Origin of the sequence: Tsuneonella dongtanensis, from assembly GCF_001698205.1 — a bacterium.
Lineage (GTDB): Bacteria > Pseudomonadota > Alphaproteobacteria > Sphingomonadales > Sphingomonadaceae > Tsuneonella > Tsuneonella dongtanensis.
The window spans coordinates 2584683-2600440 of sequence record NZ_CP016591.1; the positions used below are offsets into that span (position 1 = coordinate 2584683).

Annotated in this window: 15 protein-coding genes; 2 read left to right on the forward strand and 13 right to left on the reverse strand. The window is 65.8% G+C overall.

Annotated features, from left to right (window positions below; translation table 11 throughout):
• Positions 1-10 precede the first annotated feature (10 nt).
• The 8 genes from A6F68_RS12630 to pyrH form a co-directional block, all read right to left on the reverse strand.
• Positions 11-685 carry an OmpH family outer membrane protein gene (locus A6F68_RS12630; protein ID WP_232308145.1) on the reverse strand — a complete coding sequence of 225 codons (675 nt, stop codon included), beginning with the start codon at positions 683-685 and terminating at the stop codon, positions 11-13.
• A complete protein-coding gene (gene bamA / locus A6F68_RS12635; RefSeq protein WP_067680765.1) occupies positions 685-3384 on the reverse strand; it encodes an outer membrane protein assembly factor BamA in 2700 nt (899 codons plus the stop codon). The genes A6F68_RS12630 and bamA overlap by 1 nt, the downstream gene beginning before the upstream one ends.
• Positions 3385-3565: 181 nt before the next feature.
• Complete coding sequence (rseP, locus tag A6F68_RS12640; RefSeq protein ID WP_074428319.1) at positions 3566-4699, reverse strand: RIP metalloprotease RseP; 1134 nt, start codon at positions 4697-4699, stop codon at positions 3566-3568.
• 1 nt (position 4700) lies between these two features.
• Positions 4701-5852, reverse strand: a complete 1152-nt coding sequence (locus A6F68_RS12645; protein ID WP_067680768.1) for a 1-deoxy-D-xylulose-5-phosphate reductoisomerase — start codon at positions 5850-5852, stop codon at positions 4701-4703.
• The gene (locus tag A6F68_RS12650) at positions 5852-6568 is read right to left on the reverse strand and encodes a phosphatidate cytidylyltransferase (protein WP_067680770.1); all 717 of its coding nucleotides are present in this window, start codon (positions 6566-6568) and stop codon (positions 5852-5854) included. Before A6F68_RS12650 ends, A6F68_RS12645 begins: the two co-directional genes overlap by 1 nt.
• Positions 6555-7238: a polyprenyl diphosphate synthase gene (gene uppS / locus A6F68_RS12655; protein ID WP_067680772.1), complete on the reverse strand. Its 684-nt coding sequence runs from the start codon at positions 7236-7238 to the stop codon at positions 6555-6557. The genes A6F68_RS12650 and uppS overlap by 14 nt, the downstream gene beginning before the upstream one ends.
• Positions 7239-7278: 40 nt before the next feature.
• Entirely contained in the window at positions 7279-7836 is a 558-nt protein-coding gene (gene frr, locus A6F68_RS12660; RefSeq protein ID WP_067680777.1) for a ribosome recycling factor, read from the reverse strand.
• Between the two features lie 2 nt (positions 7837-7838).
• Positions 7839-8558 (reverse strand): UMP kinase, encoded by a 720-nt coding sequence (gene pyrH / locus A6F68_RS12665; RefSeq protein ID WP_067680779.1) that lies wholly within the window; start codon positions 8556-8558, stop codon positions 7839-7841.
• A gap of 94 nt (positions 8559-8652) precedes the next feature.
• Between pyrH and A6F68_RS12670 the strand changes: the two genes are divergently transcribed.
• Entirely contained in the window at positions 8653-9711 is a 1059-nt protein-coding gene (locus A6F68_RS12670) for an MBL fold metallo-hydrolase (RefSeq protein WP_067680784.1), read from the forward strand.
• 104 nt (positions 9712-9815) lie between these two features.
• Positions 9816-10601, forward strand: coding sequence for a metallophosphoesterase (locus A6F68_RS12675; protein WP_232308146.1), 786 nt, complete (start codon positions 9816-9818; stop codon positions 10599-10601).
• 21 nt (positions 10602-10622) lie between these two features.
• Here the strand turns inward: A6F68_RS12675 and tsf are convergent, their stop codons facing one another.
• The 5 genes from tsf to A6F68_RS12705 all read right to left on the reverse strand — a co-directional run bounded on the left by tsf (position 10623) and on the right by A6F68_RS12705 (position 15729).
• The gene (gene tsf / locus A6F68_RS12680; RefSeq protein ID WP_067680790.1) at positions 10623-11549 is read right to left on the reverse strand and encodes a translation elongation factor Ts; all 927 of its coding nucleotides are present in this window, start codon (positions 11547-11549) and stop codon (positions 10623-10625) included.
• Between the two features lie 83 nt (positions 11550-11632).
• Entirely contained in the window at positions 11633-12403 is a 771-nt protein-coding gene (gene rpsB / locus A6F68_RS12685) for a 30S ribosomal protein S2 (protein ID WP_067680793.1), read from the reverse strand.
• A gap of 556 nt (positions 12404-12959) precedes the next feature.
• Entirely contained in the window at positions 12960-13811 is an 852-nt protein-coding gene (locus tag A6F68_RS12695; RefSeq protein ID WP_067680797.1) for a CDP-alcohol phosphatidyltransferase family protein, read from the reverse strand.
• Positions 13811-14560 carry a phosphatidylserine decarboxylase gene (locus A6F68_RS12700; protein ID WP_067680801.1) on the reverse strand — a complete coding sequence of 250 codons (750 nt, stop codon included), beginning with the start codon at positions 14558-14560 and terminating at the stop codon, positions 13811-13813. The genes A6F68_RS12695 and A6F68_RS12700 overlap by 1 nt, the downstream gene beginning before the upstream one ends.
• A 47-nt stretch (positions 14561-14607) precedes the next feature.
• Positions 14608-15729: a beta-ketoacyl-ACP synthase III gene (locus A6F68_RS12705; RefSeq protein WP_067680804.1), complete on the reverse strand. Its 1122-nt coding sequence runs from the start codon at positions 15727-15729 to the stop codon at positions 14608-14610.
• Positions 15730-15758: the final 29 nt, after the last annotated feature.

Genomic DNA, 15758 nt, shown 5'->3' on the forward strand with positions numbered 1-15758 from the left:
GTTTCAGGTGTCAGCGGCTGCTGGCGGCCGGCGGAGTGGTCGGCGCAGCCTGGCCGTTGGCGGCCGCTGCGGCTTCCTGCTGCGCACGAACCTGGCGCGGAACCCAGCCCTGCGGCGGGACGAGCTGCGCGCTCGGGAGAAGCACGTTGAGCTCGTTCAGCACGTCCTGCGTCATGTTGTAGGCCGCGTCGGCATAGAGCACCGCACCCTGCGTGGGGTCGAGGATCAACTGCACGTTCTTCTTCTTCGCTGCATTCTGGACAGCGGTGTCGAGCTTGTCCTCGATCTGCTCGGTGACATAAGCCTGGCTCAGCGCGATCGGCTGGACGAGCTGCTGAAGCTCCTGCTGACCCGACTGCTGGATCTGCTGAATCGCCGCGGCCTGCTGCTGCAGCGCGGGGTTGTTCGGGTTCGCCTGGCGATCGGTGTTGAACTTGGTCACCAGCGGCTGGAGCTGCGCGGCGATCGCGGCGCGGCGGGCCTCGGCCTGGTCGAGCTGCGGCTTGTAGGTGACCGGGCGCTGCTGTTCGGCGACCTTGTAGGCGTTCGAGTTCGCGACGACGGCCGGCAGGCTTACGACGCCGATACCCTTGACCACCTGCGCGGCGGCGGGGGCGGCGGCGATCGGCGAAAGCGCGGCGAACGCGATGCCCGCTGCGAGCAGGCTCTTGCGAATGATAGTCATCAGAATTGTGTTCCTACGTTGAAGGTGAAGCGCTTGGTGTCGTCACCCGGCTGCTTCAAGAGCACTTGAGCAAAATCGATCCTGAACGGACCGAATGGCGAGTTCCAGTTGACGCCGATGCCGACGGACACGCGCGGCTTCGGGGAGTCGCCCAGGAAAACCTCGGTGAAGGGAGGCACGTTGTTGAGCAAAGGCGTGTTCGCCGTGCCGCCCGGTGCGGTCGGGCTCGTGACGATGGTCGTCGTGGTCGTGCCGTCCGCGTTCGTGACCGTCTGGGAGAAGAGCGGGTTGCCGTTCACGTCGCGCTGCGGGAAATTGCATCCGGTCGGGAAGGTACAGTCGCGCACCAGATCTTGCGGATCGCGGAAATTGCTGCCCCACAGGGCGCCCACATCGACGAATACGGATGGGCGCAGGCCCAATTCCTTGACCCCGCTGCCGAGCGGAATCTCGATCTCGGCCCGGCCCAGGTAGTAGAAGTTGCCGCCAAGCGCGTCGTCGGACACCCGCTCCCGATCGGTGATGACCAGCGGGTTGGGGTTGTTGACGTCCGGACTGTCGGGATCGGCGATGATCGGCTGGCGCAGCACGCGCGGGCCAACGCCGCGAATGTCGAAACCGCGGATCTGCGGTTCGCCGAGGAAGAAGCGGTCGGTCAGCTGGACCCGTCCACCGCTCAGCGCCTTGATAGCGCCGCCCTCGCCCTGGACCGAGAAGATGAAGCCGCTGCCGAGCGGCCAGTATTGCGCAGCGCGGGCGCGCAAGCGACCATACTTGACCGATCCGCCGAGGCCGGCGAACTCGCCGGTGAGGGAGAAAGACCGGCCGCGCGTCGGGCGCAGGCGGCTGTCGAGCGTATCGTAGGCGAACGTCAGCCCGAGGATCGAACTGGTGCGGCTGCCGACCGCCTCGCACAGGTACCGCCCGGCAAGAAGCGGGTCGCACGTCAGGTTCGGCGGGCTGAGCCGGTCCGAGAAGAATTGGTTCTCGTCGAGCGACACGTCGTCGAAGTTGAGCGTGTAGCTGCCGATGAGCGAGGTGTACTCGGACAGCGGCACGCCGAGCCGCAGCTGGGCACCGGTCGTCGTCTGCTGGAAGGTCGTGTTGCGATCGTTGTTGAGGTAGTTGAAGCTGTTCAGATCGCGGCGATAGATGTCGACACCGGCCGAGATATTGCGGTCGAAGACATAGGGCTCCGAGAAGCTCAGGTTCGCGCTCTTCGAGTAGCGCGAGTAGTTGACGCCCGCGCCGACCGTCTGGCCGCGGCCGCGGAAGTTGCGCTGCTGGATAGAGGCGGCAAGAATGAAGCTCTCGATCGACGAGAAGCCGGCCGACAGCTGGAGCTGGCCGGTCGCCTGCTCCTCCACGTTCGCCTCGAGCGCGATCCGGTCGGGCGTCGTGCCTTCCTTCTGCGAAACCTCGAAGTTCTCCTGGAAGAATCCCAGCGACTTGATCCGGTTCTCGGAACGCTTGACCTGCAACGAGTTGAACGCGTCGCCTTCGACGAGGCGGAATTCGCGCCGGATCACCTTGTCCTGGGTCAGCGTGTTGCCGTTGACGTCGATTCGCTCGACATAGACGCGGGGCGCCTCGCGCATGACGAAGGTGACCGACATCGTCAGGTCTTCCTTGTTCCGGCGGAACTGCGGTTCGACCTCCGCGAACGCGTAGCCGAACGTCCCGGCCAGTTCCTTGAACTGCTCCGAGGTATCTTCGACCAGCTTCGCGTCGTACCATTCGCCGGTCTTCATCGGCAGGTTGCTGGTCAGCGCATCGCTCGAGAAGTCGCGCAGTTCGCTCGTCACCGCGACGTCGCCGAACTTGTAGCGTTCGCCTTCCTCGACGACGTAGGTGATGATGAAGTCGCGCTTGTCCGGGGTCAGCTCGGCGACGGCCGACACGACGCGGAAATCGGCATAGCCTTCGGTCAGATAGAACTGGCGCAGCTTCTGCTGGTCGAATGCAAGGCGATCGGGGTCATAGCTCGTGCGGGACGAGAAGAAGCGCGTGGCGCGCGCCTGCTTGGTCAGCATCTCGCTGCGCAACTCGCCGTCGGAGAACGCCTCGTTGCCGATGATGTTGATCTGGCGGACCTTGGATTTGGGTCCCTCGTTGATCTCGAACACGACGTCGACGCGGTTCTGGCTGAGCTCGACCATCTTCGGTTCGACCGTGGCGGCAAAGCGGCCTTGGCGCTTGTAGAGCTCGACGATGCGCGCGACGTCGGCGCGGACCTTCGAGCGGGTGAAGATCTGGCGCGGAGCAAGCTTGATCTCGGGGAGGATCTTGTCCTCCTTCAGGCGCTTGTTGCCCTCGAGCACGATGCGGTTGATGACCGGGTTCTCGACCACGGTGATGACCACGTCGCCACCGTTGTTGACCACACTGGCGCTGGCGAACAGCTCGGTCGCGTAGAGGTCCTTCAGCGCCTGGTCGGCCGCCGCCTGGGTATAGGTCTGGCCCGGACGCAGCCGGATGTACGAGACGATCGTCGTCGGCTCGAGGCGCTGGGCCCCGCTGACCGCAACCGTGCGGATCACGTCGGGCTGGGGCGCGGCTTCCGCAGGCGTCTCGGCAGGGGCTTCCTGTGCGGCAACAGCCACCGGCATGCCGGCGAGCATCGTTCCGCAGAGCAGCGACAGGCCCAGACGTGCCAGACCCGGCCGGTTGGTGGTGCCGGCGATTTCGCTTGCCTTCATTGACGTGGGACTCCCGTCCATAAACCAATACATGCGCTCAGGTATGCTCCATGCGCCTGTCCGGATTGAGCCGGACGGCGAGTGCGCCGCCCTTGCCCCATACCCGGTCCCCAATCAAGCGGTGGAAGGGCTTTCATGCCCCATGCGGTAGCTGAACGCGTTCGATCCCTCGGCTGGCCTGCTACCGCCCGAAAATTGGCAGCGAGAGCAGGTCGTTGACCGTGACGAACAGCATCAGCGCGAGGATTACCGCCACGCCGGCACGGAACGCCATCTCCTGACCGCGCGGACCCACCGGCTTCCGGCGGACAGCCTCTGCCGCGTAGAAAGCCAGGTGCCCGCCGTCGAGGGCAGGGATTGGCAAGAGGTTGATGAACGCCAAGTTAAGCGAGATCAGCGCGGCGAAGCCGACGAAGGCGACAGGGCCCAGGCTGAGCTGTTCGCCCGAGAACTTGGCGATCTTGATCGGCCCGCCGAGCTCGTCAACCGAGCGTTCCCCGGTCAGGATCTGCCCGATCCCGGTCAGCATCATGCGGACGAGGTTGACGCATTCCGTGAACCCGAGGCGCGTCGCCTCGACCGGTCCGACCGGCTCGTAGCGGATAGGGCTGGACCATACCCCGAGACGACCGACGCGCGAGGCGTTGCCGAATCTGTCCGTTTCGACCGTGCTGCCGATCGTCAGCGGAATGCGCAGACGTTCGCCCTGACGCTCGACGCCGAGCACGATCGCCTTGCCGGGGTGCATCAGGACCTGCTCGGTAATGTCGCGGAATTCGCTGACTTCGCGCCCGTCGATAGCGACGATCCGGTCGCCCACGCGAACCCCCGCCGCCTCCGCAACCGAGCCTGCGGCGAACCGCTGCACCACGTTGGTTTCGCCCGGATCGACCTGCACCGGCTTGCCGATCATCATGAAGAACGCGGCGAATATCGCCACCGCCACGATCAGGTTCGTCAGCGGTCCGGCGAGCACGATCAGCGCGCGCTGCCACAACGGCGCATGGTGGAAGCTGCCGTCGCGCTCGGCGGGCGTCATGGCCGCGATCACATCGGCATCGGGGATGCTCGCGGGGTTCATGTCCCCCTTGAACTGGCAATAGCCCCCCAGCGGCAACGCCGAGAGCTTCCAGCGTGTCCCACGCTTGTCGGTATATCCGACCAGCTCCTTGCCGAAGCCGACCGAAAACGCCTCGACCCCCACGCCGAACAGGCGCCCCATAATGTAGTGGCCGAATTCGTGCACGGTCACGAGCGGGCCGAGCAGCAGGACGAATCCGACGAGGTAGAACCAGAAAGGCGGCGATTCGATCAATTCAGGCGAGCTCCATCATCTCGGTTGCGCGTGCCCTCGCCTCGCTGTCCACTGCCAGCACTTCGTCGAGCGAAGCGGGGGCCGGCGGTAGTCCGCGCGCGAGCGTGCGTTCCACCGTTAGCGCAATTCGTGTGAACGCGATCTTGCCGGAAAGAAATGCCGCGACCGCCGATTCGTTGGCCGCGTTGAGCACGGCGGGCGCGGCCCCGCCCGCCTGTGCCGCCTCGCGCGCGAGGCGCGTGGCGGGAAAGCGGGCCTCGTCGGGTGCTTCAAACGTCAGCGAAGCGATCTGCACGAGATCGAGCGGCGGCATCGGCGTGTCCATCCTGCGCGGCCAGGCAAGGCAAGACGCGATGGGAACCCGCATGTCGCTGGGCCCGAGCTGCGCCAGCGTCGAACCGTCGCGGTACTCGACCATCGAGTGGATCACGCTTTGCGGGTGGACGACGATGCCGATCTTCTCGAGGCCGACCGGGAACAGGTGATGGGCCTCGATGAACTCCAGCCCCTTGTTCATCATGGTCGCCGAATCGACGCTGATCTTGGCGCCCATGTCCCAGTTGGGGTGCGCGACCGCTTGCGCGGGGGTCGCCGCCGCGAGCTGCGCGTGCGTCCAGGTACGGAAGGGCCCTCCGCTGGCGGTCAAGGTGATCTTGCGGACGTCCTCGATCCGGCCGCCCTGGAGGCACTGGAAGATGGCGTTGTGCTCGCTGTCGACCGGCAGGAGCGTTGCGCCCGTGCGGGCGACCGCGGCGGTCATGACCTCGCCGGCGGAAACCAGTGCTTCCTTGTTGGCGAGCGCGATGGTGCCGCCCTGCTCGATCGCCGCCATGACCGGGGCAAGGCCCGCGCAGCCGACGATCGCCGCGACGGTCAGATCAGCCCCGCGCGCGGCGGCTTCGACGAGTGCACCAGCGCCGCCGGCGGTCTCGATCCCGGTGCCCGACAACGAAGCGCGCAGCGCCGGGAGGCAGCTTTCGTCGGCAACCACGGCAAGGTCGACGTCGAACTCCCGCGCCAGCGCGGCGAGTTCATCCACGTTGCAGTTGGCCGTGAGCGCCACGACTTTCCATCGATCGCGGTTGCGACGAACCAGGTCGAGCGTGGATGCCCCCACCGAGCCGGTCGCTCCGAGGATGGAGATCGAGCGCATCAGTTGGCCGCTGCCGAGGCGAGCGCACCGACCGCGATCGCGACCGGCAGCATCCCGTCGATCCGGTCGAATACCCCGCCGTGACCGGGGATGAGCTTCGACGAATCCTTAACGCCGGCGCGGCGCTTCAGCCACGATTCGAAGAAGTCGCCCATCTGCGCGAGGACGGCGAGCCCGGCTCCCGTCAGCGCCGCGCCGCCGAGGTTCTCGGCCGACAGCGCAAGGCCCAGATCGAAGCGCGGCCCGACGATCCCGCCGTCGATTGAGACGACCCACAGGACCACCCACAGTGCAGCCCCGGCCATCCCGCCCACGAGGCCGGCCCAGGTCTTCGAAGGACTGATCGAAGGCGCGATCTTGGGTCCGCCGATCGCCCGCCCGGCGAAATAGGCGAACGTATCGGTGAACACGGTCACCCCGACGATGAGCACGATGAGGAAGTCGCCCGCGCCGACCAGGACACCGCCGGCCAGCAGGAAATATATCGCGCCCGCAATGATTGCCGCGAGCCGGTAGCCGATAAACGGGGTCGCTCCGACGACGAGAAGGACGAACTCGACGAACGCGACGAAGGCGACGATCGCCACGAAAGCATCGAACACCGCACCGCCTATAACGAGCGTGCCGATCGCAAGGGCGAGCATGACCACTGCCGATGCCAGCCGCACCGGCAGGTCGCTGTTCTTGCGTTGCGGCGCGGCCTCAGCGTCCGCCATAGCGTCTCTCCCGTTGCGCGAAGTCCGCAAGCGCCTGCTGAAGGTGTGCAGGCGTGAAATCTGGCCAGAGCGTATCGACGAACATCATTTCGGCATAGGCGCACTGCCACAGCAGGAAGTTCGACAGCCGCACTTCTCCGCTGGTGCGGATCAGCAGGTCCAGTGGCGGCAGCGATGCACTATCGAGATGCCGTTCGATCGCCTCGGCCGTGATCGCACCTTCCGCCGCGGCCTTCCCGGCCGCGCGGGCGATCTCCTGCTGCGATCCGTAGTTCAGCGCCACGGCCAGCGTCCGCGATCCGCCGGATGTCTTGTCCAACGCGTCTTCGAGCATCGTCACGATGTCGGGCGCGAGCCCGCGCCAGTCGCCGAGGATGTGGAGTCTGACGTCGTTGGCGACGAATTCGTCAAGGTCGGACCTGATGAATTTCCGCATCAGGTTCATCAGGTCACCGACCTCGTCCTCCGGACGGCGCCAGTTCTCGGTGCTGAATGCGTAGAGCGTCAGGCACTCGATCGGGGTGTCCTTGAGCGAGCGGACCAGGTTGCGCACCGCCTCGACACCGCGCTGGTGCCCGAGCGCGCGCGGCATGTGCCGGGCCTTCGCCCAGCGTCCGTTGCCGTCCATGATGATCGCGACGTGACGTGCGACTCCGTCTCCGTCCGTCATCACTCCGCTCCGGCGCCCTGCCTGGAAGGACGGAAAAACCTCACTGCGAGAGGATTTCCTTCACCTTCGCCGCGACCACGGTGTCGGTTTCGGCGACATGGGTGTCGGTGAGTTTCTGAACGTCGTCCTCCGACCGCTTGCGGTCGTCCTCGGAGATGTCCTTCTTCTTCTCGTCGTCCTTCAGCGCTTCCATGCCGTCGCGGCGGACGTTGCGGATCGCGATCTTGGCCTTCTCGCCGTATTCGCCGGCGAGCTTGGCGAGCTCCTTGCGGCGTTCCTGCGTCAAGTCCGGCAGCGGCAGACGCAGGGTCTGGCCGTCGATCATCGGATTGAGGCCGAGATTCGCCTTGGCGATGCCTTTCTCGACCGCGGTGAGGTTCGACTTGTCCCACACCTGCACGCTCAGCATGCGCGGTTCGGGCGCCGAGACGGTCGCCACCTGATTGAGCGGCATCATCGCGCCGTAGACCTCGACCACCACCGGATCGAGCAAGCTGGTGTTCGCGCGCCCGGTCCGCAGGCCCGAGAGGTCGCCCTTGAGGCTCTCCACCGCGCCCTTCATCCGCCGCTCGATGTCGGCCTTGTCGTACTTCGCCATGATCAGCTTCCCTGCACTATCGTCTGGACGCCCTCGCCCTTGAGGACTTTGGCGAGATTGCCCTGTTCGCGGATCGAGAAGACCACGATAGGGATCCCGTTGTCGCGGCACAGCGCGACGGCCGAGGCATCCATCACCTTGAGATTGTCTGCCAATACCTTGTCGTAAGTGACGGTATCGAAACGCTTTGCATCCGGGTTCTTCTTGGGATCGCTGTCGTAGACCCCGTCCACGCTGGTGCCCTTGAAGAGCGCGTCGCACTTCATTTCCGCGGCCCGCAGCGCCGCTCCGCTGTCGGTCGTGAAATAGGGCGCGCCGACGCCAGCGGCGAAGATCACCACGCGGCCTTTCTCGAGATGCCGTTCGGCGCGGCGACGGATCACCGGCTCGCACACCTGGTCCATCTCGATCGCCGACTGGACGCGGGTCTGGACGCCCAGCTGCTCCAGCGCGCTCTGCATCGCCAGTGCGTTCATGACGGTGGCGAGCATGCCCATGTAATCGGCCTGCGCGCGGTCCATGCCCTGGGCTGCCCCGGCCATGCCGCGGAAGATGTTCCCCCCGCCGATGACCAGGCAGACCTCGAGGCCGGTGTCCTTGGCCGCCTTCACTTCCTTGGCGAGCTCGGCGACGAAGGAGGGATCGATGCCGAACTGCTGGCCGCCCATGAGCACTTCGCCCGACAGCTTCAAAAGAACGCGCTTGTATCTCGGCGTAGCCACGGGCTGGCGAAATCCCTATTGTTCACGGAGGTGGGGGCTCCCTTAGCGAGCAACCGTCAGGGGCGCAAAGGGAAAGCCGGGAAGGCGGCCTGTCATGAAACGCAAGGTATCGCTTGCAGCAGCGGTCGTCGTTCTTCTGGGCCTGGTGGTGGCCTTTGCCTTTCAGGCGCAAATCGGCGGGTGGATCTACGACCGCGCGGTGGGATCCCGGATCGCGGCACCACCGCTCGAAAGCGCATCGGGGCTTGCGGTCGGCCTGTGCGGAACGGGTTCTCCCATGCCGGGGTCCAACCGCGCCGGAGCGTGCACCGTGGTCCTCGCCGGCTCGCAAGCCATTGTCGTCGATATGGGCGAAGGCGGTGCCGCCAACCTGACCCGCATGGGCATCGATCCCGGGCGCATCGATGCCGTGCTCCTGACCCATTTCCATTCCGACCACATCGATGGCCTCGGACCGCTCAACCTGCTCCACTGGACAGGCGTCGCGGACCGGGAGCCGCTTGCGCTCCATGGGCCTCCCGGCGTGGAGCGCGTGGCGGAGGGCTTCAACCTCGCCTACACCCATGACCATGGCTACCGCGTGGCCCATCATGGCGAGGCGATCGCACCGCCCGCTGGCGGCACTTTCAGGGCCGTGCCGTTCGAGATGCCTGCCGGACCGACGGTCGTTTTCCGGAAGGACGGACTGACCGTGACAGCGTTTCCGGTCGACCACCGACCCGTCACGCCCGCTGTCGGCTATCGCTTCGACTACAAGGGGCGGTCGGTCGTGATCAGCGGCGATACCGCGCAGTCGGTCTCGCTCGAACGCGCCGCCAGGGGCGCAGACCTGCTCGTCCACGAGGCGCTGCAGCCGGTGATGGTGTCGTCGCTGACCCGTGCTCTCGACAAGGTGGGCCGCAAGAACACGGCGCAGATCACCCGCGACATCCTCGATTACCACGCGACGCCCGAGCAGGCGGCCGAGAGCGCGCAGCGCGCAGGCGTCCGGCACCTCGTGCTGACCCACATCGTGCCGCCTCTTCCCAGCCGTCTTTTCTACCCCGCGTTCCTCCGCGATGCAGAGGGCCGGTTCGACGGTCCGATCACGGTAGGCGACGACGGGGTGGTTTTCATGCTCCCCGCCGGCAGCAGCGAAGTAACGGTGCGCTAGCGGAAATGCCCTCGGCCCCTCGTAGGCGCGCCTGGTTCAAGCGCGCCGCAATCCTGCTTGTAATCGTTGCTTCCGCCTTCGCGGCAAAGGCCTGGCACGACACGATGCGCGATCCTGTCGTGAAACGGCTGACGGTCACGCTGCCGATGGTGGAAGGCCCGCGAACGCCCGGCCGGATCGTCCTGTTGACCGACATCCACGTCGCAGGGCCCGACATGCCGCCTGCGCGGCTCGCGCGGATCGTGCGACAGGTGAATGCGCTGAAACCGGACCTGGTGGTCCTTGCCGGCGATTTCGTGAGCGACAAGCGCACGGCGACGCGCCACTATTCGACCCGCCAGACGGTGGCCCCACTGGCGTATCTCGACCGGCAGGCGATCAAGCTCGCGGTGCCCGGCAACCACGACCACTGGCGCGATGTCGAGGAACTGGAGCGCGAACTGGCGCGGGTGAGCATCGGCGTGCTCCGGAACGATGTGGTCAACGTCGGCGGGCTGCTCGTCGCGGGGCTCGACGACGATTACACCGGCCAAGCCGACGTGAGAAAGGTCACACGCAAGTTCACGGCCATGGGGCGCGGCGGGCTCGTACTGAGCCATAGCCCCGACACATTTCCCCGTCTTCCCGGGTCAACCGGTCTCATGCTCGCCGGTCATACCCACTGTGGGCAGATCGGGTGGCCTTGGGGCGGGTCGCCCGCGCCGATGTCCGAGTATGGCCAGCGCTATGCCTGCGGCGCCGTGCGAGAGAACGGGAACACGCTCGTGACCAGCGCGGGCCTCGGCACCAGCGTGCTACCCTTCCGCCTGTTCACTCAGCCCGAGATCTGGCTGATCGAAGTGCGGCCCGCGCCAACGAAAACGGCCGCCGGATCGCTCCGGCGGCCGTAATCGGTTTGCTAGCGTCGAGGATTACCCGGCGACGGCGGCAGCTACTTCGGCCGCGAAGTCGGTCTCTTCCTTCTCGATGCCTTCGCCGAGCTGGAAGCGGACGTAGTCCTTGAGCTCGATCGGCGCGCCGGCGTCCTTGGCCGCCTTCGCCACGACTTCCGAGATGGGCGTCTTGTTGTCCATCACGAAGACCTGGCTGAGCAGCGCGTTCTCCTTGGCGAACTTGCTGATCGCGCCGTCGACCATCTTGGCCTGGACTTCGGCGGGCTTGCCCGACTCGGCGGCCTTTTCCGCGGCGATCTTGCGCTCGCGCTCGATCACTTCGGCGTCGAGGCCGTCGGCGTTGAGCGCCTGCGGGAACGCAGCGGCGATGTGCATCGCGAGCTGCTTGCCGAGCGCCTCGAGCACACCCTTGTCGGCGGTCGATTCCAGCGCGACGAGCACGCCGATCTTGCCGAGGTTGGTCGCCTGCGCGTTGTGCATGTAAGGCACGACGACGCCGTCCGAGACCGAAACGTGCTTGAGACGACGAACCTGCTGGTTCTCGCCGATCGTCGCGACGTTGTCGGTCAGCTTTTCGGCGACGGTGCCGCCGTCGGGATAGCCCGCAGCCTTGAGCGCCTCGACGTCGGCCGAACCTTCGGACAGCGCGACTTCGGTGACCTTGCGGACGAAGTCCTGGAACTTGTCGTTCTTGGCGACGAAGTCGGTTTCCGAGTTGACCTCGACCGCCACGCCCTTGGTGCCCGCGACGGCAACGCCGACGAGACCCTCGGCCGCGGTGCGGCTCGACTTCTTGGCGGCCGTGGCGAGGCCCTTGGCGCGCAGCGCGTCGACCGCGGCCTCGATGTCGCCGTTGGAGGCTTCGAGCGCCTTCTTCGCGTCCATCATGCCCGCGCCGGTCTTCTCGCGCAGGGCCTTCACGTCGGCAGCGGTGAATGCAGCCATGGTATCAATCCTTCTTCAAAATCGGTGCGGCGCCGGGATCGTGTTCGTCCCGGCGCCGGTATTCGGGAAATGCGAAGCGGTGGTTACGCTTCGGTAGCGGCTTCGGCGGCAGCGGCCTCGGCGGGCGGCTCGGCCATTTCACCGATATCCGCGCCCGAATCGACAACCGCCCGGCCCTTGCCGGTCGAGGCCGCTTCAGCAACCGCATCGCAATAGAGACGCACTGCGCGCGCGGCGTCGTCGTTACCCGGGATCGGGAACGCGATGCCGGTCGGGTCGACGTTCGAATCGAGCACCGCGACGACTGGAATGCCGAGCACGCCGGCTTCCTTGATCGCGAGGTCTTCCTTGTTCGCGTCGATCACGAACATCACGTCGGGGATGCCGCCCATGTCGCGGATGCCGCCGAGCGAAAGCTCGAGCTTGTCCTTCTCGCGGGTGAGCTGGAGGACTTCCTTCTTGGTGAGGCCCGAAGTGTCGCCCGAAAGCTGTTCCTCAAGGCTCTTGAGGCGCTTGATCGACCCCGAGATCGTCTTCCAGTTGGTCAGCATGCCGCCAAGCCAGCGGTGGTTGACGAAGTGCTGACCCGAAGCGCGCGCGGCCTGCGCGATCGGCTCCTGCGCCTGGCGCTTGGTGCCGACGAACAGGACCTTGCCGCCCGAGCGGACGGTGTCCTGGATGAAGTCGAGCGCACGCGCGAACAGCGGCACGGTCTGCGACAGGTCGATGATGTGCACACCGTTGCGGGCGCCGAAGATGTACGGCTTCATCCGCGGGTTCCAGCGGTGGGTCTGGTGGCCGAAGTGCGCGCCGGCCTCGATCAATTGCTGCATGGTGACGGTCGGGGCCGCCATAGGTAATTCCTTTCCGGTTGAGCCTCTGGAGAGCTGGAACCGTCGCGGAGATCCCGCGGCAGGCACCGGTATGTGGCGCTCTCCATGTGGATTTGCGCGCATCCGAACCCTTGCCTAGCCGGCGGGATTCGAAGGCGAACGGCGCGGCCCTTAGCGGGACGCGGCGGTAAAATCCAGCCTCATTTCGTCGCTGGAAAAGCGAGTCCTGCCGCGAATTGGCTTGACAGAGCGGAACAAAAAGAGAACATTGCCCGAGTCGCGGGAACGTCTCGCGTCTAGGTGTTTTCCACCAGTCGTCCACAGGGTGTCAACATACCTGTGCCGCCATGAAGGTACCGTTCGATGACCGCTTTCCTGCTCGTCGCCCTTTTCGCCATCGTCGCTGTCGCCAGCGCGCTCACCCTCGCCGACGCATTCCTGCGCGGGCGGAGCGCGCTCCAGCAGCTGCGCGGCGACGTGGGGCGGGCCGCGAACACGCGGCGCGATGGTGTCGCTTTCGTGTGTACTTCCGTCGAACCGCGGATGTCCGCGCTGCGTGGCGCCAACTGCGCTTCGCCTAAGGCAGTTCGTTCGGCGCCGCGTCGACCGGTGCCGACTGGACCGCAGCCGTTGCGCGCTGCCGCCTAATTCGGGCGTACCGCATAATCGACCACGGCATCGTCGCCAGGTAGACCGCACAGACTGCAACAAGCGTCCACCAAGGCTCCAGCAACAGCGCTGCGAAGACCATTCCCACGACAGCAATGACAGGCAGCCGGATGTCCCGTCGCGGCCGCATCCGGCCCCAGCTCAGTGTGGCCAGGTTCGAAATCATCAGGAACGCGACGAGCCCGGTCCAAGGCGCGACAAGCAAGGGATCGCGGAACACCTCGTTGCCGGTCGCCATCCACAGGTAGAGCGGGAGGAAAGCCAGCCCGGCCCCGACCGGTGCCGGAACGCCCGTCAGGAAGCCCGCGGACTTGTGAGGCTGTTCGCTCACATCGATCTGGGCGTTGAATCGCGCAAGCCGAAGAGCTCCGGAAATGGCGAAGGCGAGCGCGGCGAACCAGCCGAACCGCGACAGGTCGTTCAGCGACCACAGGAACAGGATGAGTGCGGGTGCCGTCCCGAAGCTCAGCGAATCCGCGAGGCTGTCGAGCTCCGCGCCGAACCGCGACTGCGCCTTGAGCAGCCGCGCCATGCGTCCGTCGATCCCGTCGAGCACTCCCGCGAGGATGACCGCGATGACCGCCTCGGCCCAGCGATCCGACATTGCGAAACGGATACCCGTCAGGCCCGAACACATTGCCGCTGCGGTGATCGCATTCGGCACCACCGCGCGCATCGCCAGTCCCCGCGCTCCACCGCGCGGGCGAAGGGGAATTTCGTCCTCGGCCGCTCTGGGGCCGATACGCGGCTGCTCGGTCATTACTGGCTGACGCCCTCGATCAGTTTCTGGGTTCCGGTTTCCGCCAGCACGGTCTCTCCGGCAACGACCGTCTGTCCGAGCACGACCTTGGCGTCGGTTCCTGCCGGCAGGTATACATCGACCCGGCTGCCGAAGCGGATCAGGCCGACCCGCTGTCCGCCGGCGACGAGGTCGCCCGGCTTGACGAAGGGCACGATCCGCCGCGCGATCAGGCCGGCAATCTGGGTAAATCCGACCATGAGCCCGTCGGGACGCTCGACCAGCACATGCTGTCTTTCGTTCTCGTCACTCGCCTTGTCGAGATCGGCATTCATGAACTTGCCGGGAATGTAGACCACGCGCCGAACCGTGCCGCCGATGGGCGCACGGTTGATGTGCACGTCGAACACCGACATGAAGATCGAAATCCGCGTCACCGGTCCCGCAGTGAGGCCCGCACTTCCGCTGCCGTCGTCGACGATCAGTTCCTTCGGCGGTTCGACCTGCGCGATCAGCGACACGAGCCCGTCCGCGGGCGAAACGATCAGGTTGTCACCCTGCGGCACAACGCGTTCGGGATCGCGGAAAAAGGCGAGAACACCCAGCGTGAGGAATGCGAGCGGCCAAGCCAGCGTTTCCCATGCGAGCAGTGCGGTGACGAAACTTGCCGCGGCGGTGATGAGAGCGAACTTGCGCCCTTCGGGATGGACCGCCGGCCAGTGCCAATGCGCGTCCCCCCGGCCTCTGTTATCGAGAATTTCTCCGGCCATGTCCCGCGACTTAGGTCCTGTATCCGCTCGTCACAAGCGAAACCGCCCTACGCCGCCTTGCGCACGAAAACCGTTCCGGCCGAATAGCCTGCCCCGAACGAGCAGATGAGCCCGACATCGCCGCTCTCGAGATCGTCCGAATGCTTGTGGAATGCGATGATCGATCCGGCGCTTGAGGTGTTCGCATAGGTGTCGAGCACGGTGGGGCTTTCGTCCGCGCTTGCTTCGTGTCCCAGCACGCGCTGGGCAATCAGGCGATTCATGCCGGCGTTCGCCTGGTGGAGCCACAATCGGCGCAGCGAGGCTGGATCGATGCCAAGACGGTCCGCCTCTTCGCAAATCATCGTGGCGACCATCGGGACGACTTCCTTGAAAACCTTGCGTCCTTCCTGGACGAACAGCTTGTCCGCTGTGTCGCGCGTTTCGGGCGCGGTCCGGTTGAGGAAGCCGAAGTTGTTGCGGATGTTGTTCGAGAAGACGGTCTTGAGCTTGGTCCCCAGGATGTCCCAGTGCTCTGCCGGCGCGAGTTCGACATCCTCGACCAAGACAGCGGTCGCAACGTCTCCGAAGATGAAGTGACTGTCGCGATCGCGCCAGTTGAGGTGGCCGCTTGTGATCTCGGGGCTGACGACGAGCACGCTCTTCGCATTGCCCGCGCGAATGTAGTCGGCCGCGGTCTGGATCCCGAAGGTCGCCGAGGAGCACGCGACATTCATGTCGAACCCGAAGCCTTCGATGCCAAGCTCGTGCTGGATTTCGATCGCCATCGCCGGATAGGCGCGCTGCATGTTCGATGCGGCACACAGCACCGCATCGACGTCGGCCGGGTCACGCCCGGCACGCTCGAGCGCCTGGCGCGCTGCAGCCACCCCGATCTCGGCCATGATCGACAGCTCGTCGTTCCCGCGTTCGGGCAGTCGTGGGCACATCGTGTCCGGATCGAGCACGCTCGCCTTGTCGACCACGTGGCGGGCCTGGATTCCGCTCGCCTTTTCGATGAACTCGACTGAACTCGGCTCAAGCGCGGCCATCTCGCCCGCTTCTATGGCAGCCGCGTTCGCCGCATTGTGGCGCTCGACGAATGCGTTGAAACTCGCGACCAGCTCGGCGTTCGTGATGCTGTCCGCGGGCGTGAAGAGGCCGGTGGCCGAGATGACGGGGTGATGCATCGCGGCGGATTACGCCCGCGCAGCAACCT

Coding starts and splice junctions, on each gene's coding strand:
- A6F68_RS12630 (WP_232308145.1), bottom strand. CDS start 685: ATGACTATCATTCGCAAGAGCCTGCTCGCAGCGGGCATCGCGTTCGCC.
- bamA (WP_067680765.1), bottom strand. CDS start 3,384: ATGAAGGCAAGCGAAATCGCCGGCACCACCAACCGGCCGGGTCTGGCA.
- A6F68_RS12645 (WP_067680768.1), bottom strand. CDS start 5,852: ATGCGCTCGATCTCCATCCTCGGAGCGACCGGCTCGGTGGGGGCATCC.
- A6F68_RS12650 (WP_067680770.1), bottom strand. CDS start 6,568: ATGGCGGACGCTGAGGCCGCGCCGCAACGCAAGAACAGCGACCTGCCG.
- uppS (WP_067680772.1), bottom strand. CDS start 7,238: ATGACGGACGGAGACGGAGTCGCACGTCACGTCGCGATCATCATGGAC.
- frr (WP_067680777.1), bottom strand. CDS start 7,836: ATGGCGAAGTACGACAAGGCCGACATCGAGCGGCGGATGAAGGGCGCG.
- A6F68_RS12670 (WP_067680784.1), top strand. CDS start 8,653: ATGAAACGCAAGGTATCGCTTGCAGCAGCGGTCGTCGTTCTTCTGGGC.
- A6F68_RS12675 (WP_232308146.1), top strand. CDS start 9,816: ATGCGCGATCCTGTCGTGAAACGGCTGACGGTCACGCTGCCGATGGTG.
- tsf (WP_067680790.1), bottom strand. CDS start 11,549: ATGGCTGCATTCACCGCTGCCGACGTGAAGGCCCTGCGCGAGAAGACC.
- rpsB (WP_067680793.1), bottom strand. CDS start 12,403: ATGGCGGCCCCGACCGTCACCATGCAGCAATTGATCGAGGCCGGCGCG.
- A6F68_RS12695 (WP_067680797.1), bottom strand. CDS start 13,811: ATGACCGAGCAGCCGCGTATCGGCCCCAGAGCGGCCGAGGACGAAATT.
- A6F68_RS12700 (WP_067680801.1), bottom strand. CDS start 14,560: ATGGCCGGAGAAATTCTCGATAACAGAGGCCGGGGGGACGCGCATTGG.
- A6F68_RS12705 (WP_067680804.1), bottom strand. CDS start 15,729: ATGCATCACCCCGTCATCTCGGCCACCGGCCTCTTCACGCCCGCGGAC.